This is a genomic window from Albibacillus kandeliae (assembly GCF_003116585.1).
GTDB lineage: Bacteria > Pseudomonadota > Alphaproteobacteria > Rhodobacterales > Rhodobacteraceae > Albibacillus > Albibacillus kandeliae.
On sequence record NZ_QEHM01000003.1, the window covers coordinates 560,433 to 581,582 of the forward strand.

The following is a 21,150-nucleotide window of genomic DNA, read 5'->3' on the forward strand; positions in this document are numbered from 1 at the left end:
TTCGTCTCCTAGTTCAGGACGAAATCCATGATCAGAAGGTCGCGCACCCGGTCCTTTCCCACCACGATCTGGACCCGCCTCAGCATCTGGGCACGCAGCCGCGCCAGGGCCATGGGATCGCGCAGGTCGCTGAACTCGAGCGCCCGCAGGTAGTCGTTCAGCACGTCGATCACGCGCGGCAGAATCAGTTCGACCTCCTGCCGGCGGGCGGCCTCCACCTCGAGCTGGGCGCGGAACTGCAGATGCTGGAGCTGACCGCCCTGCGCGAGCGACACCACGATGGGGTCGAGCGGAACGAATGCGATGCGGGAGAGGTCCTCACCCGTGCCGTGATCTCCGTCTTTGGACTCCCCGGCGGCGCCGTGGCTGTCGCCCGCTTGCCCCTCCGCGGCGTCATGCGATGCACCGCCCAGTGGCAGCATTCCGGACGACACGGCGAAGAAGCCCGCGCCCGCCCCGACAAGCGCAAGCACCAGCCCCAGAATCAGGGGCAGCTTTCCGGACTTGGCCGGCACCTCCTCCGGCGGATCTGCAGCGGCGTCGGTCATGGCCTCTCCTTCTGACTCGCATGTCCTTCATAACCCTGCAGGAACTAACCGATTGTTAAGGCCAATCGGCCAGACTGGGCCAACGTCGAACAGAAGGTCGGCGAACCGGAGGCTGACGTGCAGAAGATCTTCGATGTCTGGAACGGGCTGGACATGCGCCGGCGTGTCATCATCGTTCTGGCCGGTGTGGCGCTCGCAGTCACCCTGATGACCATGTCGCGGCTGGCCACCGCGCCGAACATGACGCTGCTCTATGCCGGGCTGGAGGCCGGCGCGGCGGGTGACGTGGTGCGCGCGCTTGAACAGCGGGCGACTCCGTTCGAGATTCGCGGCGGTTCGATCTACGTCCCCGCCGCGGAACGGGATGAACTGCGCCTTGTCCTGGCCAGCGAGGGGCTGCCGATGACGGGTGGCCGGGGGTACGAACTGCTCGATCAGCTGAACGGGTTCGGCACCACCTCGCAGATGTTCGATGCCGCCTACTGGCGCGCCAAGGAGGGGGAGCTGGCACGCACCATCGTCGCCAGCCCCTTCGTCTCGCAGGCGCGGGTCCATATCGCCAACAACGGATCCAACCCGTTCCAGCGCGCTGTGACGCCGACCGCCTCGGTCTCGGTGGTGCCTGCGGGGGTGCCGATCACGCAGGCGCAGGCCAACGCGTTGCGCTACCTCGTCGCCTCGGCGGTCAGCGGGCTGACGGTCGACAAGGTCGCGATCATCGACGCCAACGGGTCGCTGCTCGGGCCCGCCGACAGTGCCGAAGGGCCCGCCAGCGGGGACGATCGCGCGCAACTGCTGCGCGATCGGGTGCAGCGGCTGGTCGAGGCCCGCGTCGGCGCGGGCAACGCGGTGGTGGAGGTCAGCGTCGACACCGTGACCGAGACCGAATCGATCCGCGAACGCCGTTTCGACCCGGAGGGCCGCGTCGCAATCAGCACCGACACCGAGGAAAAGTCGGATTCGGCGAAGAACGACGGTGCGGGCGACGTGACCGTGGCCTCGAATCTGCCCGACGGCCAGGGCGCGGGCAACCAGGGATCCAGCAGCCAGGCTAGCGAAACGCGCGAGCGGGTGAATTACGAGGTCTCGGAGACCGAACACGAGATCCTGCGCGCCCCGGGTGCCGTCAAACGCCTGACCGTGGCCGTGCTGGTCAACGGGCTGACGACCACCGACGCGAGCGGTGCCACTGTCTTTGCAGAACGCCCGGCGGAAGAGCTGGACGCCATGCGCGACCTCGTCGCTTCGGCAGTCGGGTTCCAGGAGGAACGCGGGGACCGCATTACCATCCGTTCGATGGATCTGCCGGCTGCCGAACCGCTGGGGACAGCGGCGGGCCAATCGCTGCTCCAGCAGGTGAACCTCGACCTCATGTCCCTGATCCAGATGGGACTCCTCGCCTTGGTCGCGGCGATCCTCGGGCTCTTCGTTCTCCGCCCCATCCTGACGCGCGCGCCCGTGGCGCTCCCGGGGACCGGCGGCTTTCCCGCCCTGCCCGGCGCCGAGACGGAAGCGGCGGGTCCGGCCCTGACCGGCGAGATCGACGATGGCGATTTCGACAGCCTGCCGTCCTTTGGCATGGCCAACGGAGGCGGGGCCGATGGCGGCGGGATGCCCGGCTTTGCCATGGCGGGCGAGGACCCGGTTCAGCGGCTGCGCAACATGATCGGCGAGCGACAGGAAGAAACGGTCGAGATCCTGCGGAGCTGGCTTGAAGACAGCGGAGAGAAGACCTGATGCCGATCTCTCATCTGCTGGAGGATTTCGGCGCGCTCCGTGCGCCACAGGGGGCCGGTCGCACGCTGGACGAGGAAGAGCTGGAGGATTTCCGCCTCGCGGCCTTCGAGCAGGGCTATTCCGCCGGCTGGGAGGACGCGGTGAAGGCACAGACGGAGGACCAGAACCGCGTGTCGGCCGAACTGGCGCGCAACCTCGAGGATCTGTCCTTTACCTATCACGAGGCGGTCAACCAGCTGATGCTGAGCACCGAGCCGGTGTTCCGCGCGCTGGTCGAGAGGGTGCTGCCGCAGACCCTCGCGCAGCAGTTCGGCGGGCACATCCTTGAGCGCATTCGCGCCGTCACCGAGGAGGAAGTGGCGCAGCCGGTCACCCTCGCCGTCGCGCCGGGCGAAGGGGCGGCGGTGCGCGCGCTGCTGCGCGACCAGCTGGCCATGCCGGTCAAGGTGCGCGAGGACCCGGCGCTCGAAGCCGGACAGGCCGATCTGCGCATCGGCGAGAGCGAATCCCGGCTGGACACGGCTCGGTTGACCGAAGCCTTCGAGGTGGCGGTCGATGCCTTCTTCCATCAGACCAGAAAGGAGTCAGGCCATGGATGACCAGGCCGAACCCGGCGTTGTACGAGGCAATCCGTTCACCTCGGTGCCGATTGAGATCATCGTGTCCGTCGGCAAGGCGCGACCCTTGATCCGCGACCTCGTGAGCATGGGCGAGAACGCGGTGCTGACGCTGGACAAACGGGTCGACGACCCGGTCGACCTCTACATTGGCGACCGGCTGATCGCGCGCGGCCAGCTGGAGGAGATGGACGGGGAGAACGCCGGGCAGTTGGCGGTGCGCCTGACCGAGATCGCCGACATGCAGTCCGAACTGTGAGACTGCCCCGGCTGCCCTGGATCGTTGCGCTGATGCTGCTGGCCTGGCCCGCGGCCGCGGCGGCGCAGGAAGTGACGCTGTCGCTGGGCGACGGAGGCTCGCTGACGGCCCGGTCGATCCAGTTGATCCTGCTGATCACCGTGCTGAGCCTGGCCCCCGGGCTGCTGATGATGGTGACCTGTTTTCCCTTTCTGGTCACGGTCTTCGCGATCCTGCGACAGGCCATCGGGCTGCAACAGTCTCCGCCCAACATGCTGATCGTCAGCCTCGCGCTGTTTCTGACCTATTTCGTGATGGAGCCGGTGTTTCAGCAGGCCTGGACCGATGGAATTGAACCGGTGCTGCAGGAGGAGATCGAGATCGAGGTCGCGCTGCCGCGCATGATCGCGCCATTCCGAGCCTTCATGGCCTCGCGGGTCGATCCGGACACCTTTCACGAGGTCGCCTCGATGCGGCCGGGGGTGAACATGGTCGAGCCGGGGCCGGAGGCGGCCCTGTCCGTGCTGGTGCCGAGCTTTCTGCTGTCGGAGATCGCCCGCGCCTTTCAGGTGGGATTCCTCGTGTTCCTCCCCTTCCTGATCATCGACCTCGTGGTCGCGGCGGTGCTGATGTCGATGGGCATGATGATGGTGCCGCCCGCGATTGTCTCGCTGCCGTTCAAACTCGCGTTTTTCGTCATCGCCGACGGCTGGTCGCTGGTCGCAGGGGCGATGGTGCGCGGCTATGCCAATTAGCGCAGCCCGTCCCTGCCCTCGGCCTCTTCGGCGGTCAGACCGCCGACGCGGGGCAGCGGGCGCCCGCTGTCCGTCACGGCGATGGCCACGAGGATCTCGTTGGCGCGGGGAGCATCGGGAATGCGGATCTCGATGCCATCGAAGTGCGAGCGCACATAGGCTGCGTCCTTGTGGCCCAGCGGAATGTCCAGATCCTGGCCCATGCCGCCGCGCTTCTTGGAGGAGGGCACGAGCGCGGCCCCCTTCTCGACCGCCGCGCGCAGCGGTGCGCCCATCTTGGGGTGCAGCAGGGCAGCCGCGTGTTCGAGCTCGCCGTTCACCCCGACCAGGGCCGCCTTGCCATAGCTCTCGGCCTGGTCCGGGCGGATGCCGAGCGCGGCGACACAACGACGGCCCAGCAAGTCGCCCAGTTCGGCACCAATCTCGACGAGGTCAGAGAGATCTTGGGCGTAGACCCCGGCAAAAGGATTCTGGATCACCGCCGCGGCCACCGCCTTGCGGGTGGGTGGCGCGATCTCGCGACCGCCCTCGCGATGGGTTTCCTCGACCCAGACCACCAGCTTGCGGATCGCGGCCTTCATCGCAGACCGTCTTCGCCGGTGATCTGGTCCGCCTCCAACCCGCCCGCGCGCGAATGGATGCGCGGACCGGTGGTCATCACCAGCGCGACCAGCATTTCGTTGGCGCGCGGCGCGTCGTTCAGCCCGATCTCCATCGAGTCGAAGTGGCTGCGCACGTAGCTGGCGTTGACGTGGGTCACCGGGACGTCGATGCGCACACCCGGACCGCCGACCTTCTTGGCCGAGGGCACGATGGCCTTGGCCCCGCCCAGCACCTCGCGCATGGCGTAACCGCCCGGCGCATGCCAGAGCGCGCCGTGTTCCAGCTCGCCCCCCTCGCCCACGACCGAGGCCTTGCCGTAACCCTCGATCCGGTCAGGACCGCCCAGCGCGGCGGCCAGACGCTCGGCCAGTTGCAGCCCGAGGGGGCGCAGATCGTCCATGAAGCCCTGGATCTCCGGCTCGTACCGCCCGGCAAAGGGGTTGGCGATCACCGCGAAGCAGGCGCCGCGCAGCAGCGGCACCTCGGCGACCGGGCCGCCCTCGTGAAAAATCTCCTCGACCACCAGAACCGTCTTGCGAATTTCAACCGCTGGCATCTTGCGTCAGAACCTCCCTTGTCGCTGCTGTCATCTGTCCGCCGACAACGACCTGTTCTCCCTGAAGGAAAAGGGCCGCACCGGCAATACGCCCCGCGGCCAGCCAGTCCTGCGCCCGGGCGGAACCCGCCTGCAACGCGATCCGGCGTTCCTCGGCCGAGAGGCGCGGAACGGCGGTGACCACGAGGCGCGGACCGAGGTCGCTGTCGGGGTGCAGCTGGTCGGCGGGGCGGCGTTCGATCCCTGGGTGCGCGGGCAGATCGACGGCATTCGCGATCATCGTGGCGGCCACGTCCGCACCGGCGGCGGTGCGGGCGAGCACGGTCACGCTGTCCGCGATTCCGAACGACAGGCTGCGACCGCCAGACCCGCTGGTGGCGATGCCGCCGATCCCGTCGGAGGCAGCAATGGTGACGCGGCCGAGGTCGGCCCCCGTTACGCCTGCCATCGCGGCGCGGCAGGTTTCGCCCGGCGCGAGGTGAAGCGCGATGTCGCCGCCGTTGTTCACGAAGGCACGCCGCAGGGGTGCGGCGGCGAGCATCGCCGCGAGGATCTCGTCCGCCACGGCCCCGGCGACGGCGGCCATGCGCGTTACGAAAAGCCCTGTATAGGGTCTGGTTGCGCGGTGCATCCGGAGCGCGACGGCGCCCTGCGGCGGTGGCGTTTCTGCGGTCATGGGCGTGCGCAACGCGGGCAGTTCCGCCACGAGTTCTTCCAGCACCGAGGCGAAGCGGTCGCGGGCGACATGAAAGGCGCGGGCGCGCGCATCGGGGTCGGTATCGGCGGTGATCAGCAGGTCGATGGGACCGTGCTGCAGATGCAGCCGCGCCCCCCCGTCCAGCAATGCCGCCACCGGACCCTGCATGGCTCAGCCCTTGCCTCCCCAGCGATAGTTGTGCGGCGCCATCGGATCCTCGTCGCGGTCGATCCGGCTGACGCGGCGCACCTCGTCGGTGATCGCCTCCGAAACCGGGCGCACGTGGCTCGCGTGACCGCCCAGCGCGATGTAGTCGGAGAGGCGCATGGTGAATTCGATGGGGGCGACCAGCGCCGGGGTCGGCACGTAACCGAAGGCGTTCGACGGCATCTCCATCACGTCGGCCATCACCGTGATGCCGCCGCCGGGCCAGACATAGGCACTGGCCCCGCCGCAGGTGACATGGGTCAGCGAGTCCTTGACCGAGCGGGTCAGCAGCACGGGGTTCTCGGTGACCCCGGCCCGGAGCGAGCCGCCTGCCCCGCCCATGAAAAGCACCGAGCAGATCGAGGGTTCGCAGTTCTCGGCGACCCGTTCGACGGATTTGCGCAGCACCTCCGGCATGGGCTTCGCCACCGGCTGCAGGGCCTCGTCCAGTTCGAAATAGGCCGAGTGTTCGCCCGTCGTCGAGACCATCAGCAGGCGCAGGCCCGGCCAGGCGATCTTGCCATCGGCGGGCTTGAGGATGGAGAGCGGATCGTCGATGTCGGTTCCGCCCCAGCCGGTGCCCGGGTTCGCCACCTGAAAGTAGCGGCCTGGGGTGGACCGGCGGCCGCTGATCTTGATACCTGTCGGCGGCACGTCGAGCATCTTGCCCGCCTGATGCTCCGACAGGACGCCGGTGATATGGTCATCGACCACGATCACCTCGTCGGTGTGCGGCGCCCATTGCGAGGCGAACATGCCGATAGCGGCGGACCCGCAGCCGACGCGCATCAGGTGTTCTTCAACCCCGTTGACGATGGGTGCCTTGCCCGCCTGCACCACCACGGTCGCCCCGTCGTCGATGGAGACCTCCACCGCTTCGCGGTTGCAGAGCTTGAGGAGCGTGTCGCAGGTGACGCGGCCTTCCTTTTTGGAGCCGCCGGTCAGGTGTTCGACCCCGCCCAGGGTCAGCATCCGCGAGCCGTACTCGCTGGTCATCACGTGGCCCACCGGCTCGCCCTCCACCCTGACCACGGCGCGTTCGTGGCCGATGAAGCGGTCGGTATCGATCTTCACCTTCACCCCGCAGTAGGAGAAGATCCCCTCGGTGACCACGGTCACCATGTCGGCGTCGTCCACCGTCTGGCTGACGATGAAGGGGGCGGGCTTGTAGTCGGGATAGGTCGTCCCGGCGCCGACCGCCGTCACGAAGGGGCGCTGCGGCTGGACGATGGTACCGTCCCAGTCGTTGCCCTCGGTTCCGGCGAGGAAGGGAACGGCCTGCACCCCCTTGTCGATGGCACTCTCGATGATGGTCAGCGGATCGAGCCGGACTAGCCTGCCGCCCTCGTTGCCGTAGCGGTCGCAGGCACCCGAACGGCCCTCGGCGATGTAGCAGAGCACCGGGCAGGCGTCGCAGCGGATCTTCTCGGGCATCTGTCGGGCGGCTTCACTCATCGGTGTCTCCCCTCAGCGCGGCGCTCAGTCTGGACGGCGTCACCGGGACGCGGGTGATACGGGTGCCGGTGGCGTGGGCGATGGCATTCAGCAGGGCCGGAGCCGTCGGGATCAGGGCATGTTCGCCAAGCCCCTTGGCGCCATAGGGCCCGTGCGCATCCGGTACCTCGACGATGACCGACTCGATCGGGGGAATGTCTCCGATGGTCGGGATCAGGTAGTCGTGCAGGTTCTCGGTGCGCCCGGGGATGAACTCTTCCATCAACGCCATCCCGAGGCCCTGCGCGATACCGCCGTGGATCTGCCCCTCGACCAGCATCGGGTTGATTGCCCGGCCCACGTCATGGGCGGCGACAAAGCGGAGCGGGCGGATGGTGCCCAATGCGGTGTCCACCTCGATCACGGCGAGATGCGCGGCATAGCCGAACTGGGCATAGGGTTCGCCCTGACCGTTCGCGTCGAGCGGCTTGGTGGGCGGGTCATAGCTCTCCACGGCTTCGAAAACATAGCCGAGGTCGCCCTGTTGCAGGTCACCCAGCGCGATCTCGTGGACTTCGCCGGTCCCGGCGACATGGATCTGGCCCCCGCCAAAGTTCAGCGCGGCCTCGTCCCCCGCGTTGACGGACCGCAGGATAGCAGAGCGCAGCGCCGTCCCGCAGAGCCGCGCGGCGTTGCCCGACACGAAGGTCTGCCGGGACGCGGATGTCTTGCCAGCATCGGGCGTGATGTCGGTATCCGGGCCGACGATCCGGATCGTCTCGACAGACACACCCAGCGCCGTCGCGAAAATCTGGGCGATGACGGTATTGGCCCCCTGTCCGATGTCCATCGCGCCCTGGTGCAGCACTACGGTGCCATCCGGCAGTACCCCGGCCCGGATGGTCGAGGGGTTGGGCAGAGAGGTGTTGCCGCAACCGTACCAGCCCGAAGCGATCCCGACACCGCGCCGCAGCGGCCCGGTCTGCGCCGCGTTGAAGGCCTCGGCAGCCGCGCGTTCGGTTCGCCATGCCGGTTGCAAGGCTTCGAGACACTGGCGGATGCCGACGCCCTGCTGGAAGACCTGCCCGCAGACCGTCGGCTGGCCGTCTTCGAGAACGTTCAGGAGGCGGAAGTCGAGCGGATCCATCTCGAGCCGTCCGGCCAGTTCGTCGAACAGGGATTCCTGCGCGATGGCGGATTGCGGAACGCCAAAGCCCCGGAACGCACCGGAGGGCGGGCAATGGGTGTGGATGCCCTTGGCCTCGGCCCGGTAATCGGCGATCCGGTAGGGCCCCGAGGCATGGACCGGCACCCGGTTCGCCACGGTCGGGCCCCAGGAGGCATAGGCCCCGGTGTTGAATTCGCCGTAGAAGGAAAAGCCGCTCAACTTGCCGTCGCGGGTCGCACCGATCCTGAGGTGGATATCCGAGGGGTGCCGCTTGGTCGTCGATTGCATCGACTCGACCCGGCTGTAGGCCAGACGGACCGGCCGGCCCGTCTTCAGCGCCCCGAGCGCGAGGTAAGGTTGCACCGAAATGTCCAGTTTAGAGCCGAAACCGCCCCCGACTGCAGTCGGGACAATGCGAATTTGGCCCCGTTCCATGCCGAGGATATCCTCCATCGACTCGAGGTCCATCACCGGCGCCTGCGTGCAGGCGTGGATTTCCAGCCTGCCGTCCACAACCTGCGCAAAACCGGCCTCGGGCTCGATATAGGCATGTTCCACGAAACCGCTTTGGAAGTGCCCCTCGACCACGATATCCGCCGCGGCAAGGCCCGCATCGGCGTCACCGTGGGCAACAAAGCCGCCACACATCACGTTGCCTGCGCGGTCCTCGTGCAGCAGAGCCGCGCCATCGGCCTGTGCAGAGACGATATCGAGCGTTGCCGGACGCTCGGTCCATGTCACCGGGAAGGCGTCGAGGTCGAGGGCCCGGATCGCCTCCGGCGTGCCGACCACGGCCGCGACGGCCTCGCCGCGAAAGCGAGTAACCCCCTCGGCAAAGACCGGCTGGTCGACGAAGGCGGGGATCACGCCGAAGCGGTTGCGCCCCGGCACATCCGCCGCGGTCAGAACCGCCTCTATCCCGCGCTGCGTTGCCTGCCATCCTTCGAGATCGCCAAGCGTGAAGGCGGCATGGGGATAGGGGGAACGGATGAGCCGAACCTCCAGCGTTCCGGCCGGGGCCACGTCGTCACCAAAAGCCTCCTGCCCCGTCACCTTGGGCAGACCGTCGAGCCGACGAATGGAGCCGCCGATGCCGCCCTGCCCGTCGAGCCGCGACGGCACGGCGGCAACGGCGTCGATGATCTTGCGGTATCCGGTGCAGCGACACAGCACTCCGCCGAGGGCATCCTGGATCTGGGTCTCGGTCGGCTCCGGTGTCTCGCGCAGCAGGGCCACGGCAGAGACCATCATCCCCGGCGTGCAGATCCCGCATTGCGCGGCGCCGTGATCCTGAAAACTCTCGGCCAGACGGCTCGCTACAGAGTCTGTTTCGGCAAGTCCGGCGAGTGTTTCGACGCTGCAGCCCTCGACCTGCTGTGTCGCGACGAGGCAGGCGCAGACCGGCGCCCCGTCGAGCAGGACGGTACAGGCGCCGCAGTCGCCCGCGTCGCAACCGACCTTGACGTCGCGCGCCCCGAGCCTTTCGCGCAGGCTCTGTGACAGGCGTTCCCCGGTGGCTGGGGTGACCTGAACTGCCTCGCCGTTCAGGTCGAACCGGGTCAGAACCTCTTGCATCGGCTTATTCATCGGTGGTCCCTCCGGTCATCGCGGCGATGACGGTACGGCGGCAGAGATCGGCGACGGCCCGCATCCGGTAGGCGGCCGAGCCGCGCACATCCGCGATGGGCGCCAGCGGGGCAAGGTGGGTCTCCGGCACGACTGGCAGGGCCGCGACCTCGGCAGCGGTCAGCCCGACGAGCGCCGCCTCGAGCCCTGGCAACCGTTGCGCCACCGGCGAACAGGCTCCCACCGCGACGCGCGCCGTGGCGATGCGCGGCCCGTCCAGTTCGAGGACCGCCGCGGTCATGGCGATGGAAATGACGAGGTATCGGCGGCTTCCGAGCTTCAGGAAGTGGCTGACCGCATCGTCCGGGAGCGACGGGACATGCACCGCGAGCACCAGTTCACCGGGCGACAGAGCCACGCGCCGCACCCCGGTCACGAAGTCCGAGAGCGCCACGCGCCGGGTTGCCCCGGGCGATCCGATCTCGACCTCGGCGTTGAGCGCCAGCAGGGGCGGCACCCCGTCGGCGGCAGGAGAGGCGTTGCAGAGATTCCCGGCGATGGTGCCCCGGTTCTGGATCTGGACCGAGCCGACCTCGCGCGCCGCGCGTTTCAGCGCATCGAACGCCGGGGGCAGGTCGGCGCGCTGAATCTGGCTCCACGTGGTCATCGCCCCGATGCGCCAGCCCCTAGCGGTCTTTTCGATGCCGCGCAGGGAGTCGATCTGCCCGAGGTCGAGAATGCTGCGCGTCTGCGGGCGGGTGCCGCGAGAGGGAAAGAAATCGGTGCCGCCGGCCAGCACGTCCGCACCGGCCTGGCCCAGCAGGGCGAGCGCCTCTTCGGTGGACTTCGGCGTGAGGTATGACACGATCTGCCTCCCTTGCCTCGCTTTCGTTAGTATACAAACATAATTAGCGCTCGTTTTCCGAGTCAACGACTTTCCCGCGCAGCGCCCGCCCCATCGCCGCAATCGCGGCGAAAACCGGCAGACGGCGGCCGGGCCTCAGGTCAGCTTGCGGATCAGCTGCAGCAGCTTGGCCCGCTCTGCCTTGCTCAGCGGCGCGAGGGTCGCATCGGTAATCGCATGCCCCGCCGCGTGGAGCGGCGCGCGCAGGCCCAGATGCTCTTCCGCCACCGACAGCAGCGCGCGGCGCTTGTCCGAAGGGTCTGGCCGCGCGTCAATCAGCCCCTTGGCGCGGAGCCGGTCCACGACCCCCTTGGTGGTCGCAATATCCATCCCGACCTGCCGCCCCAGCTCGTTCTGGGAGCATTCGCCGATCTCCAGCAGCCGGACCATGGCCGAGAACTGCATCGGCGTGAGATCCTGCAGCATCTGCTTCTGGAAGATCGCCGTGTGCCGCTGGTTCGCAAGCCGCAACAGGAACCCGATCTGATCGTCAAGAACATAGGGCGGTACGGCGTCGTCTGGGTCTGGCATTCGCAAGTGCATTCCGTAAGCGGCCGTTCGGCCCGTCATTTGCAAAAGCGTAGTCCGGCGCTGCCGCCCTGTCTATCACGTGGCGCCACTACCACTTGCGGGCAGCCAAGGTGTGTCCTTCCGGTCCGTCGCCTCCTCTCAACACCGGTATTCGACACAAATCCAGGCATTAGGGCCTGCTTAACGCCCTCGTGCTATCCCTCTGGCCGGGTGGATCGAAAGGTGGAGAACATGGCTGCGCAGCCGAATGCCGCGCCGGTCATCATCAAGCGCAAGAAGAAGGTGACCGGCGACGGCCACCACGGCGGAGCCTGGAAAGTCGCCTACGCCGACTTCGTGACCGCCATGATGGCATTCTTCATGCTGATGTGGCTGCTGAACGCGACGAGCGAGAAACAGAGAAAGGGCCTGGCCGACTACTTTGCGCCGACTGTCCCGATTCACCGCATGTCGGACGGGAGCGACAATCCCTTCGGCGGCGACAGCCTGTTTTCAGAGGATTCCCAGAAGAACGACGGCACCGGCGGCTCGACGGCCTACACCACCGAGAGCCGCCAGTCGCGGGGCGAGACCGGGCTTGAGACCAGCGCCGAACAGGCTGCGGAGGACGAGGATTTCAAGGCGCTGGAAGAGGCGATGACCGGCCGCAGCGGCGAGAGCATGGTCAGCGAGGAGGCCCTGCGCCACATCGTGACCCGGGTGACCGACGAGGGCCTGATCATCGAGCTTTTCGCGCGCCCCGAAGCGGCTCTGTTCGAGGCGGGAAGCAGCGAGCCCACCCAGCTGATGCGCGAGCTCGTGGCGATGATCGCCCGCGTTTCCTCGCTGGTCGGCAACGGCATCGCGATTGACGGGCACGTGCCCTCGAACCCCGTGGTGCTGGCCCGCAACCCGGTCTGGGACGTGTCCACCGACCGCGCCCAGCGCATAAGGCTGCTGATGGAGGCCGGGGGCACCGTCGCTGCGAGGCTGAAGCGCGTGACCGGCCACGCCGACCGCGCGCCCGCGACCGACAACACGATGGCGCCGCGCAACGAGCGGGTGGAGATCACCCTGCTGCGCACCCAACGGCGATGAGCGGGCGCGGGAGATCTAGGCAACATTTTATCTGTTAGCGCGACGTTAAGGCGAGGGCCTTAGCACTGTGGGCAGGTTCAGCCGCAGATTTGGAAAGGCCACTTCATGTCCATGTCCTCCTCCCTCAATGCCGGAATCGCGGGTCTCACCGCGAACGCGAACAAGCTGGCATCGATCTCGGACAACATCGCCAACTCCTCGACCTTTGGCTACAAGAGGGTTCAGACGGATTTCCACTCGATGGTGATCTCCGCCTCGGGCGGCAACTACTCCGCGGGCGGCGTGCGCTCGACCTCCTCCCGCCTGATCGACGAACGTGGCCCGCTGGTTTCCACCTCCAACGCCACCGACATGGCGGTCCGGGGCCGGGGCATGCTGCCCGTGGCCACCGCCTCCGAGGTCGCCGCCGACAACGGTTCGCTGACCATGCTGCTGACCACCACGGGGTCGTTCCGCACCGATTCCGAGGGGTATCTCACCACCGATTCCGGCCTCGTCCTGCTGGGCTGGCCGGCCGAGCCCGACGGCACCATCTCGACCTTCCCGCGCGACACCTCCGAAGGTTTGGAACCGGTTCAGATCAACGTGAACCAGTTCTCGGGCGAACCGACGACCAGCATGTCCCTGGGCGTGAACCTGCCCGCGACCGAGACCGAGGCCACCTCCAGCGGCACGACGCAGGAACTCTCGATCGAATACTTCGACAATCTCGGCACATCAGAGAGCCTCGGCATCACCTTCACCCCCACGGTGCCCGCCAGCGGCGCCTCGAACGAATGGACGATGGTGATCACCGATTCCGCCCTCAGCAACGCGGTGGTCGGCGAATATGTCATGACCTTTGACAACAGCCGCGCACTGGGCGGCACCCTTGCCTCGGTCACCACGGTCTCCGGCGGAACCTACGACACCAGCACCGGCACGCTGATCGTGACGGTCGATGGCGGACCCATCGAGATCGACATCGGCATGATCGGCGAAAGCGACGGGATCACCCAGCTCTCCGATACCTTCGCCCCCGTCTCGATCATCAAGGACGGCACCCCGGTCGGCAACATGACCAATGTCGAGATCGACGCCAACGGCATGGTCCACGCCTACTTCGATACCGGCATCACCCGGATCATCTACCAGGTTCCCCTTGTCGACCTGCCAAACCCCAACGGCATGGTCGCCCTCGACCAGCAGACCTACATGCCCTCACCCGAGAGCGGCACATACTTCCTCTGGGATGCCGGTGACGGCCCGACCGGCGACATCGTCTCCTACGCACGCGAGGAATCCGCCACCGATGTGGCCGCCGAACTCACCAACATGATCGAGACCCAGCGCTCCTACTCCTCGAACGCCAAGGTGATCCAGACCGTCGACGAGATGCTGCAGGAAACCACCAACATCAAACGCTGACCCCTGAGGTCAGCTCACAGAAATAGGAGTTGCAGGCATGACACTTTCACTCGCGCTACACGCAGCTCTCAGCGGGCTGACCGCTGCCAGCCGAGCCTCGGGCGTAGTGTCGGAAAACATCGCCAACGCCCTGACCCCAGGCTACGCGCGGCGCTCCATCATCCTCGACTCGCAAAGCGATGTCAGCCCGGGCGTCCGGGTTCTGGGGATCGAGCGCCACGTCGACCCGGGTATCTTGGCCAACCGCCGGGATGCGGATGCGACCCTAGCCAACGCTCAGGTCCTGTCCACGTTCCACAGCCGCCTCGGCAGCGTGATTGGCGACTCCACCGACGAGAATTCGCTCGCCGCCCGGCTCGCCGCCTTCGACAACAGCCTGATCGCTGCCGCGAGTCTGCCCAGCAGCGTCCAGCGACTGGACGACGCAGTATTGAAGGCCAAGGACCTTGCGCAATTGCTCAACGAGGCGACCGATACCATCCAGTCAATGCGCAGCGAGGCCGACCGCCAGATCGACATTCAGGTCGACCGGTTGAACGAGGCCTTGATCGAGGTACGCGAACTCAACACCAGGATCACCGCGACCATTTCGGGCGGCGGCGCCACCGCCTCGCTGATGGATCAGCGCCAGGCCCTCGTCGACGAGATCAACGAGATCGCCCCGATAAACATGGTCGAGCGCGATCATGGGCAAATCGCTCTCTATACCGACGGAGGTGTCATGCTCCTCGACGGGTTGCCGGCCACCATCACCTTTTCCCGCAGCTACACCATTGTCGCCGAGATGACTCTCGAAGGCGGCGGTCTCTCCGGGCTCGAAATGAACGGACGCTTCCTGCGCACCGACAGCTCCGGTGGCGCCCTGCGCGGCGGCTCGCTCGCCGCCCTCTTCGAACTGCGTGACGAACTCTCCGTCGAGACCCAAGCCGAGCTCGACAGCCTTGCACGCGATCTAGTCGAGCGCTTCGAAGACGCCGGGCTGGACTCTACAAGGGCAACCGGCGACCCCGGGCTTTTCACCGATAATGGCGATGCCTTCGATCCAACGCTCGAGGTTGGACTGGCCGGTCGCATCGCCGTGAACGGCGCGGTCGATACCGAGAATGGAGGCGCCAGCTGGCGCCTGCGCGATGGCCTCGGCGCGATCTCTGCGGGCCCTTCCGGCGATGCTACATTGCTGCAGTCCTTGCAGGCGGCTCTTTCCACAGCCCGCGCGCCCGGTTCGGGCAACTTCGGAACCGGGCTGCTCACGGCAGATCAAGTCACCGCCTCGTTCATGTCCGGCCTCTCTCAGCAGTCCACCGTTGCCGAACAACGCCTCGCCTTTGCCTCCGCCAGCCAAACCGAAATGCAGGAAATCGAGCTGGCGCAGGGAGTAGATACCGATGCGGAACTGGCCCGGTTGATGCTGATCGAACAGGCCTACGCGGCCAATGCCCGAATGTTCGAAGTCGTCGATGAACTGATGCAAACCCTGTTGAGGCTGTGAATCATGAATGTCACCTCCATCGGCGACCTTGCACAGAGCCTGATGCTCCGCAGCCGGAGCACAGCGCTGAAGCAAACTATCTCCCGCCTGACCCTGGAACTCAGCTCGGGCCAGGTCAGCGATGTCACCTCTCGTGTCGGCGGCGACTATTCCTACCTGAATGACATCAATCATAGGCTTGCCCAGCTCGACGGCTACGCCGTTGCCAACACAGAAGCGCGGATTTTCACAGACGCAGCACAATCCAGTCTCGAACGCGTACAGGATGTGACCTCTGCTTTCGCTACCGACCTGATTGCCAGCGTTCCAACCCATCTGCAATCCATTCTGGATCACGGCGCCGCTCGGGCGCGAACTGACCTCGAAAGCACAATCGCCGCTCTCAACACCACGATTGCCGGCCGCACGATCTTTGGTGGTGTAAGCACCGACATCGCTCCGCTCGCCGATGTCGAAACCCTCCTGAATGGGCTAGAGTCGGCTATCAGCGGCCTCAGTGATCCCGACGATATCAGAACAGCCGCCACCGCGTGGTTCGACGACCCGGCCGGCTTCCGTGCAACCGCCTACGCCGGGGGCAACTCGGCCCTGGCACCCTTGCAGCTTGCACCGGGACAAACCGTCTCGATGTCCATAATGGCCGATAACGAGACCTTGAAGGATTTGCTGCGCAATCTCGCCCTGAGCGCTCTCGCCAACGACACCACTCTCGGATTTGACCTCGACACTCAGAATGACCTCTTGCGGAAAAGCGGTGAAGAACTCCTTTCCGGCCAGGAAGCTCTTGCGGCGCTTCGATCCGATCTGGGATTCGTCCAATCCCGAGTGGAGCAGGCCACGGCACGCAACCAGGCAGCAAGGTCGGGATTCGAGATCTCACGTGCGACGCTGCTTGAGGCCGACCCCTACGAAACGGCGACCTGGCTCGAAGATGCTCAATTCCAGCTCGAAAGCCTCTACGCCGTCACCGTTCGAAATGCTCAGCTATCTATGGTGAGATTCCTGGAATGACGTCCAAGCGTTTGGCTACCTGTTGCATTTTTCTCGGGGCGCTGACGCTTGCGGGCCCTGTCATCTGCGGCCCCGTCCGACTCAAAGACCTGGTCGAATTCGACGGGGTGCGAGGCAACGATCTCGTTGGCTATGGACTTGTCGTCGGCCTCGATGGCACCGGAGATGGCCTGCGAAATGCACCGTTCACCGAAGAAATAATGACGAATATACTCGAAAGACTGGGCGTCAATGTCACAGGTGAACAGTTTCGACCAAAAAACGTAGCCGCTGTTCTTGTCACCGCGACGCTCCCAGCCTTTTCCCGGGTCGGGAGCCAAATCGACGTGAGTGTCTCTGCGATTGGGGATTCGGATAGCCTGCTCGGCGGAACACTGATCATGACTCCTTTGAATGCTGCCGACGGCCAAATCTACGCAGTCGCTCAAGGGTCGATACTAGCGGGTGGGGCGGCTGCGGAAGGCGACGCTGCGCGAGTTGTGCAGGGTGTACCGACATCCGGCACGATTCCGTCGGGCGCCCGCGTTGAACGCGAAATCGAATTCGATCTGTCCTCCCTGACTACGGTGCGATTGGCTTTGAGAGATCCGGACTTTACGACGGCAGTACGCATAGAGATCGCGATCAACGAGAGCTTCAGGAGGCCGGTCGCCATCATGCGGGATTCCGGGACCGTCGAGGTCAGTGTCCCGGCCACTCGTATGACCTCGACGGCCCATGCGATCGGTCGGATCGAGAACATCCTCGTGGAACCAGAGCGGAAGGCTCGGGTCGTGGTCGATCAGCGTTCGGGAACCATCGTCATGGGAGACGACGTACGCTTGTCGCGCGTCGCGGTCTCTCAAGGCAATTTGACACTCCGCATTGAGGAGACGCCCTTGGTCGCGCAACCGAATCCCTTTGCGGATGGAGAGACCATCGTCGTACCCCGAACTCGGGCAGCTATCGAAGAGAATCCAGGCATTTCGCTCGCGGAAATTCCGGAAGGTACATCGCTTTCTCAGGTTGTTGCCGGCCTGAATGCTCTCGGTGTTTCTCCACGTGACATGATTGACATTCTGAAGAGCCTGAAGGCCGCGGGAGCTCTTCATGCTGACTTTGTCGTTCGATAACGGCGGCGAGATCTTATCCTGTTTTTAGCGACGGGACGGATACCTAGCAATCAATCGTCCTGCGAAAAGACCGCGTGATGGTGGTGGATCCATAGCAAGCCTTCAGAGCTTACGGCCTCTCAGATAGCACTTCTTGACCGTGTCTACTATGTTGCGGGTCTATCGGCGCTTGCTTGGACACTGTCGAAATCGTGCTCGGCTCGTCCGATCCCGCCAGCTGCTAGAAGTTCGGGATCCACCCGCTGTCCAATACATCATGTTCGATCACGAGTTAGCGGTTACCAGCGCCCTCTAGAGGCGTCAGAGAGCAATCAGCTCGGCGAATTCGGCATTAACGGACCTCAAAACCGCCCTCACCTCACTCCCCGTGAACAACCCGCAGCTGCGCCTGGTCTCGTCCTTTGATCCCCGATTCTGCCGCGTCATCCGTCGCAATCTGAAACTGGGCCATTGTCCGGGTCAGGGAGTGGGCTTCCTTCGCCAATGCCACACTCGCGGCCGTTGTCTGTTCGAACATCGCGGCGTTGTGCTGGGTGACCTGATCGAGTTGCGTCACAGCGGAGTTGATTTCCTGCAGACCCTGAGACTGCACCGTTGCGCCATCGGCGATGCCTTCGACACTGTCGGCGATCTGCGTGACCGATGCCATCATCTTGCTCAGGACGTCTCCTGCCTGGCTTACCAGCGTGACGCCCTTCTTGATCTGAGCGCTGCTCGACGAGATCAGTGAATTGATCTCGCGCGCGGCATCCGACGATCGTTGGGCCAGCGCGCGCACCTCGGAGGCGACGACTGCGAAGCCGCGACCGGCGTCGCCGGCGCGTGCAGCTTCCACACCTGCGTTGAGAGCGAGCAGGTTGGTCTGGAAAGCAATCTCGTCGATGACTCCCGAAATGCTGGAGATCTCGTTGGAGAACTTTTCGATTTCGCCCATGGCTCCGACGGCTTCATGGACAACGCCCCCGCTGGTCTGCAGGTTTTCGCGGGTTTCGGTCACCATGCGCGCTGCGTTGGTTGCGTCACCGGCGGCACTCTGAACCGAACCGGTGAGTTGATCGAGGGCAGCAGCGGTCTCTTCCAGCGTTGCCGCCTGTGTCTCGGTCTTCTTCGAGAGCGCCTGCGTGGCGTCACTGATGTTGTTGGAATCCGCGTTGATCGACGCGGCGCTCTCGATCAGGCCGCGAATGGCTTCCAGCAGCTTGGCGGTCGCCATATTGAAGTCGAGGCGAAGCTGTTCGTATTCGGGCGCGAATTCTTCGCTGAGCTCGACGGTGAGATCTCCCTGCGACAGCCGTGTCAGCCCCTCGCGAAGATGGTCCACCACCAGACTCTGGGCAGCTTCGGCATGGGCGCGCTGCTGTTCACCCTCCTCGATCCGCCGCCGTTCGTCGGTGACGTCATTGCCGACAAGAACCATACCGTTCGGCTTGCCCTTTGGATCGGACATGCGCGCTAGGGTGGCGTCGAGCAGCATCGTCTTGTTCGGCAGTCGGAGCAGGAAATCGCCGACCACGGTTTCGCCCGAACGGATCATGTCGATGATGGTCGCGCCCTGTTCTCCATGAGATGGCCGGAATTCGAGAAGGTCGCTGGCATTTCGTCCTACAAGGTCATGAACCTTAAGGTCGGCATGATTGCACACATAGGCATTCGCCCACAGCACACGGCCTTCCTCGGTGACCTCGATCCTCGCGGAGCTGTTGTCGAGGGCGGCGATGATCGTCGAATCCCTGAGCGACTTGGTCTCGTTCTTCCACTCGATCACCATGCCCAGCCGCTCCCCCGACTTGTTCGTCACCGAGTTTATCGTCAGGGCAAAGAAGGTCTGGCCGATCTTGATCACGGTCTTCATCGGCAGGGCATCTGGATGCGCCAGCAGCCTGCGAACCTGCTCGGGGACCTCGTGGAAATTGTCCATGTTCTGGCCGATGAGATCCTGCGCGGCACTGCATCCGGTGAGCTCGGAGAAATCCTTGATCCGTTCCTCGACGGTCTGTGCCATCGCGTCGTTCATCAGGATGAGGTTGAAATCCTCGTCGACCATGAGCATCGCCGAGGACGCGGTCTCGAAGGCGGAGCTCTTGAAGGCCGAATCGCGCTCGATCTCCCGGGCCTCGATCAGGGAGTGGCGGAAGTTTTCGAGTGCCTTGGCAATGTCGCCAATTTCGTCGCCGCGGTCTGCTGCCGGCACGGTGACGTCGTAATCCTTGTGGGCAATGCGCCGCATGACCTGACCCACGGCAGAGAGCGGGCGCGACATGCCGCGCGACAGGAGGAAGGAAATCAGCGCTGCGAGCACCAGTGTGCCCCCGCCGATGAGGACGAAGTTGCGGCGCATTTCCGTGACCGGCTGATAGAGTTCCGCGACGCTCTCCATCGTCACCAGCGCCCACCTTGTCCCGAGGACATCAAGGCTCCGGTAGTTTGCGAGGACGGCAACACCGATACGGTTTGTCATCTCGGCCATGCCCGTCTGACCCGAAAGCGCTGCCTCGATGGCCGGGTTCGCGATCTTCTCGGACATCAGCTGGCTCTGACGCTCTGTCACGGAATCGGCGCGCAACAGCCCGTCGGGCCCGGTGGCATAAACCTCCCCGGTCTTGCCGAGACCGACGAGGTTCTGGAAGGACTGGTTGAGCTTGCCGATGGGAATCCGGTAGGCGATGGCGCCAAGCGGGCGGCCCTCCAGCGTGAAAATCGGCCGCGCGATAAAGGCGGAGGGCGCGCCGTCCACCGCGGCGTAGCGTTCGAAATCGGCGAATGCCGGGGGCTCACCCTCTCCACCGTCCAGCGCCTCGCGCACGACGCGGCCCAGCCCCGAGCCGCGCCAGGTGCCGCTTTGCAGGTTGGTGGCGAACTCGGCCTGCTTGGCGACGCTGTAGACAACGTTGCCACCGGTATCGACGAGGTAGATATCGGCATAGCCCATGGTCCGCATCAGCCGCGCGAGCACGGGATGAAACCGCTCGTGGGCCCGGTCGTAGGGGTCGTTCACCCCGCCGAGGACCATCTTGGCCCGTTCCTGCGGCGCGTGCGGGTTGCCGGTCACGAACCGGTCGCCCAGCACCTGTTCCGGATCCTGCATGAACTGGAACGAAGTCGAGAAAGCCTGCAGCGCATCCATCGACTGCGAACTTTGCGCCTGCAGTTCGAGGTCGCGCGCCATGCCCGCAACAAGATCGAGAATTCGCCCGGCCTGGTCGTTTGCGACCGCCGACATCCGGTGCCTGGCCTCGCCCGTGACCACCGAGGCGGATTGCAGGAAGGCGACGGCCATCGTCGCGATCACCGCGATGGAGGTTATGGCCATCATGGCGGCCGGAAGCTTGTAGATTATGCGGATGCTGGCAAGGCTCTTCACCGTCGGGAACTCCGGTTGATGGAACGCGGACCTCTCCCGGCCGCGTTTCATCGCCTAAACGGAATTCATTTATGGGCCGTAAACTCCCCCTATCGCGCCAGCCACGCAGGGACGGACGGGGCAGGACCCCGT

18 protein-coding genes are annotated in these 21,150 nt (G+C 65.3%); 9 read left to right on the plus strand and 9 right to left on the minus strand.

The genetic code is table 11. From position 1 onward, the window contains the following. Positions 1-8: 8 nt before the first annotated feature. Complete coding sequence (locus tag DDT93_RS08585; protein WP_109465382.1) at positions 9-548, minus strand: flagellar basal body-associated FliL family protein; 540 nt, start codon at positions 546-548, stop codon at positions 9-11. 117 nt (positions 549-665) lie between these two features. Here DDT93_RS08585 and fliF point away from each other — a divergent pair, with 117 nt between their 5' ends. Genes fliF through fliP form a run of 4 tightly spaced genes read left to right on the plus strand, consistent with a single transcriptional unit; the run spans position 666 to position 3,895 of the window. Further along, positions 666-2,285: a flagellar basal-body MS-ring/collar protein FliF gene (fliF, locus tag DDT93_RS08590; protein WP_109465383.1), complete on the plus strand. Its 1,620-nt coding sequence runs from the start codon at positions 666-668 to the stop codon at positions 2,283-2,285. Continuing rightward, the gene (locus DDT93_RS08595; protein ID WP_109465384.1) at positions 2,285-2,884 is read left to right on the plus strand and encodes a FliH/SctL family protein; all 600 of its coding nucleotides are present in this window, start codon (positions 2,285-2,287) and stop codon (positions 2,882-2,884) included. The genes fliF and DDT93_RS08595 overlap by 1 nt, the downstream gene beginning before the upstream one ends. Further along, positions 2,877-3,161 (plus strand): FliM/FliN family flagellar motor switch protein, encoded by a 285-nt coding sequence (locus DDT93_RS08600; RefSeq protein ID WP_109465385.1) that lies wholly within the window; start codon positions 2,877-2,879, stop codon positions 3,159-3,161. Before DDT93_RS08595 ends, DDT93_RS08600 begins: the two co-directional genes overlap by 8 nt. A 32-nt stretch (positions 3,162-3,193) precedes the next feature. Then, on the plus strand, positions 3,194-3,895 hold the full coding sequence (gene fliP, locus DDT93_RS08605) for a flagellar type III secretion system pore protein FliP (protein WP_109465795.1): 702 nt from the start codon (positions 3,194-3,196) through the stop codon (positions 3,893-3,895). On the opposite strand, the gene DDT93_RS08610 is transcribed toward fliP, so the two are convergent. The 7 genes from DDT93_RS08610 to DDT93_RS08640 all read right to left on the minus strand — a co-directional run bounded on the left by DDT93_RS08610 (position 3,892) and on the right by DDT93_RS08640 (position 11,561). After that, on the minus strand, positions 3,892-4,476 hold the full coding sequence (locus DDT93_RS08610) for an amino acid synthesis family protein (protein ID WP_109465386.1): 585 nt from the start codon (positions 4,474-4,476) through the stop codon (positions 3,892-3,894). The genes fliP and DDT93_RS08610 overlap by 4 nt on opposite strands. Then, positions 4,473-5,054, minus strand: a complete 582-nt coding sequence (locus tag DDT93_RS08615; protein ID WP_109465387.1) for an amino acid synthesis family protein — start codon at positions 5,052-5,054, stop codon at positions 4,473-4,475. Before DDT93_RS08615 ends, DDT93_RS08610 begins: the two co-directional genes overlap by 4 nt. Continuing rightward, the gene (locus DDT93_RS08620) at positions 5,041-5,919 is read right to left on the minus strand and encodes a UPF0280 family protein (protein WP_109465388.1); all 879 of its coding nucleotides are present in this window, start codon (positions 5,917-5,919) and stop codon (positions 5,041-5,043) included. The genes DDT93_RS08615 and DDT93_RS08620 overlap by 14 nt, the downstream gene beginning before the upstream one ends. A gap of 3 nt (positions 5,920-5,922) precedes the next feature. Beyond that, a complete protein-coding gene (locus DDT93_RS08625; protein WP_109465389.1) occupies positions 5,923-7,413 on the minus strand; it encodes a 6-hydroxynicotinate reductase in 1,491 nt (496 codons plus the stop codon). Beyond that, positions 7,406-10,147, minus strand: coding sequence for a molybdopterin-dependent oxidoreductase (locus DDT93_RS08630; RefSeq protein ID WP_109465390.1), 2,742 nt, complete (start codon positions 10,145-10,147; stop codon positions 7,406-7,408). The genes DDT93_RS08625 and DDT93_RS08630 overlap by 8 nt, the downstream gene beginning before the upstream one ends. Further along, positions 10,140-10,991 carry an FAD binding domain-containing protein gene (locus tag DDT93_RS08635; RefSeq protein ID WP_109465391.1) on the minus strand — a complete coding sequence of 284 codons (852 nt, stop codon included), beginning with the start codon at positions 10,989-10,991 and terminating at the stop codon, positions 10,140-10,142. The genes DDT93_RS08630 and DDT93_RS08635 overlap by 8 nt, the downstream gene beginning before the upstream one ends. 135 nt (positions 10,992-11,126) lie before the next feature. After that, complete coding sequence (locus DDT93_RS08640) at positions 11,127-11,561, minus strand: MarR family winged helix-turn-helix transcriptional regulator (RefSeq protein WP_109465392.1); 435 nt, start codon at positions 11,559-11,561, stop codon at positions 11,127-11,129. Positions 11,562-11,792: 231 nt separating this feature from the next. On the opposite strand from DDT93_RS08640, the gene DDT93_RS08645 reads away from it, so the two are divergent. From DDT93_RS08645 to DDT93_RS08665, 5 genes are all read left to right on the plus strand, one after another. Further along, complete coding sequence (locus DDT93_RS08645) at positions 11,793-12,638, plus strand: OmpA/MotB family protein (RefSeq protein ID WP_109465393.1); 846 nt, start codon at positions 11,793-11,795, stop codon at positions 12,636-12,638. Positions 12,639-12,743: 105 nt separating this feature from the next. Next, entirely contained in the window at positions 12,744-14,045 is a 1,302-nt protein-coding gene (locus tag DDT93_RS08650) for a flagellar hook protein FlgE (protein ID WP_109465394.1), read from the plus strand. A 37-nt stretch (positions 14,046-14,082) separates the two neighbouring features. Continuing rightward, the gene (gene flgK / locus DDT93_RS08655) at positions 14,083-15,534 is read left to right on the plus strand and encodes a flagellar hook-associated protein FlgK (RefSeq protein ID WP_109465395.1); all 1,452 of its coding nucleotides are present in this window, start codon (positions 14,083-14,085) and stop codon (positions 15,532-15,534) included. Positions 15,535-15,537: 3 nt separating this feature from the next. After that, positions 15,538-16,545, plus strand: a complete 1,008-nt coding sequence (locus DDT93_RS08660; protein WP_109465396.1) for a flagellin — start codon at positions 15,538-15,540, stop codon at positions 16,543-16,545. After that, positions 16,542-17,657 carry a flagellar basal body P-ring protein FlgI gene (locus tag DDT93_RS08665; protein WP_109465397.1) on the plus strand — a complete coding sequence of 372 codons (1,116 nt, stop codon included), beginning with the start codon at positions 16,542-16,544 and terminating at the stop codon, positions 17,655-17,657. Before DDT93_RS08660 ends, DDT93_RS08665 begins: the two co-directional genes overlap by 4 nt. Before the next feature lie 358 nt (positions 17,658-18,015). On the opposite strand, the gene DDT93_RS08670 is transcribed toward DDT93_RS08665, so the two are convergent. Continuing rightward, positions 18,016-21,018: a methyl-accepting chemotaxis protein gene (locus DDT93_RS08670; RefSeq protein ID WP_198654806.1), complete on the minus strand. Its 3,003-nt coding sequence runs from the start codon at positions 21,016-21,018 to the stop codon at positions 18,016-18,018. Positions 21,019-21,150: the final 132 nt, after the last annotated feature.

What these genes read in the sequence shown, in the direction of transcription:
- DDT93_RS08585 (WP_109465382.1), bottom strand. Translation starts at nt 548, where the DNA reads ATGACCGACGCCGCTGCAGATCCGCCGGAGGAGGTGCCGGCCAAGTCC.
- DDT93_RS08595 (WP_109465384.1), top strand. Translation starts at nt 2,285, where the DNA reads ATGCCGATCTCTCATCTGCTGGAGGATTTCGGCGCGCTCCGTGCGCCA.
- DDT93_RS08600 (WP_109465385.1), top strand. Translation starts at nt 2,877, where the DNA reads ATGGATGACCAGGCCGAACCCGGCGTTGTACGAGGCAATCCGTTCACC.
- fliP (WP_109465795.1), top strand. Translation starts at nt 3,194, where the DNA reads ATGCTGCTGGCCTGGCCCGCGGCCGCGGCGGCGCAGGAAGTGACGCTG.
- DDT93_RS08610 (WP_109465386.1), bottom strand. Translation starts at nt 4,476, where the DNA reads ATGAAGGCCGCGATCCGCAAGCTGGTGGTCTGGGTCGAGGAAACCCAT.
- DDT93_RS08615 (WP_109465387.1), bottom strand. Translation starts at nt 5,054, where the DNA reads ATGCCAGCGGTTGAAATTCGCAAGACGGTTCTGGTGGTCGAGGAGATT.
- DDT93_RS08620 (WP_109465388.1), bottom strand. Translation starts at nt 5,919, where the DNA reads ATGCAGGGTCCGGTGGCGGCATTGCTGGACGGGGGGGCGCGGCTGCAT.
- DDT93_RS08625 (WP_109465389.1), bottom strand. Translation starts at nt 7,413, where the DNA reads ATGAGTGAAGCCGCCCGACAGATGCCCGAGAAGATCCGCTGCGACGCC.
- DDT93_RS08630 (WP_109465390.1), bottom strand. Translation starts at nt 10,147, where the DNA reads ATGAATAAGCCGATGCAAGAGGTTCTGACCCGGTTCGACCTGAACGGC.
- DDT93_RS08640 (WP_109465392.1), bottom strand. Translation starts at nt 11,561, where the DNA reads ATGCCAGACCCAGACGACGCCGTACCGCCCTATGTTCTTGACGATCAG.
- DDT93_RS08645 (WP_109465393.1), top strand. Translation starts at nt 11,793, where the DNA reads ATGGCTGCGCAGCCGAATGCCGCGCCGGTCATCATCAAGCGCAAGAAG.
- DDT93_RS08650 (WP_109465394.1), top strand. Translation starts at nt 12,744, where the DNA reads ATGTCCATGTCCTCCTCCCTCAATGCCGGAATCGCGGGTCTCACCGCG.
- flgK (WP_109465395.1), top strand. Translation starts at nt 14,083, where the DNA reads ATGACACTTTCACTCGCGCTACACGCAGCTCTCAGCGGGCTGACCGCT.
- DDT93_RS08660 (WP_109465396.1), top strand. Translation starts at nt 15,538, where the DNA reads ATGAATGTCACCTCCATCGGCGACCTTGCACAGAGCCTGATGCTCCGC.
- DDT93_RS08665 (WP_109465397.1), top strand. Translation starts at nt 16,542, where the DNA reads ATGACGTCCAAGCGTTTGGCTACCTGTTGCATTTTTCTCGGGGCGCTG.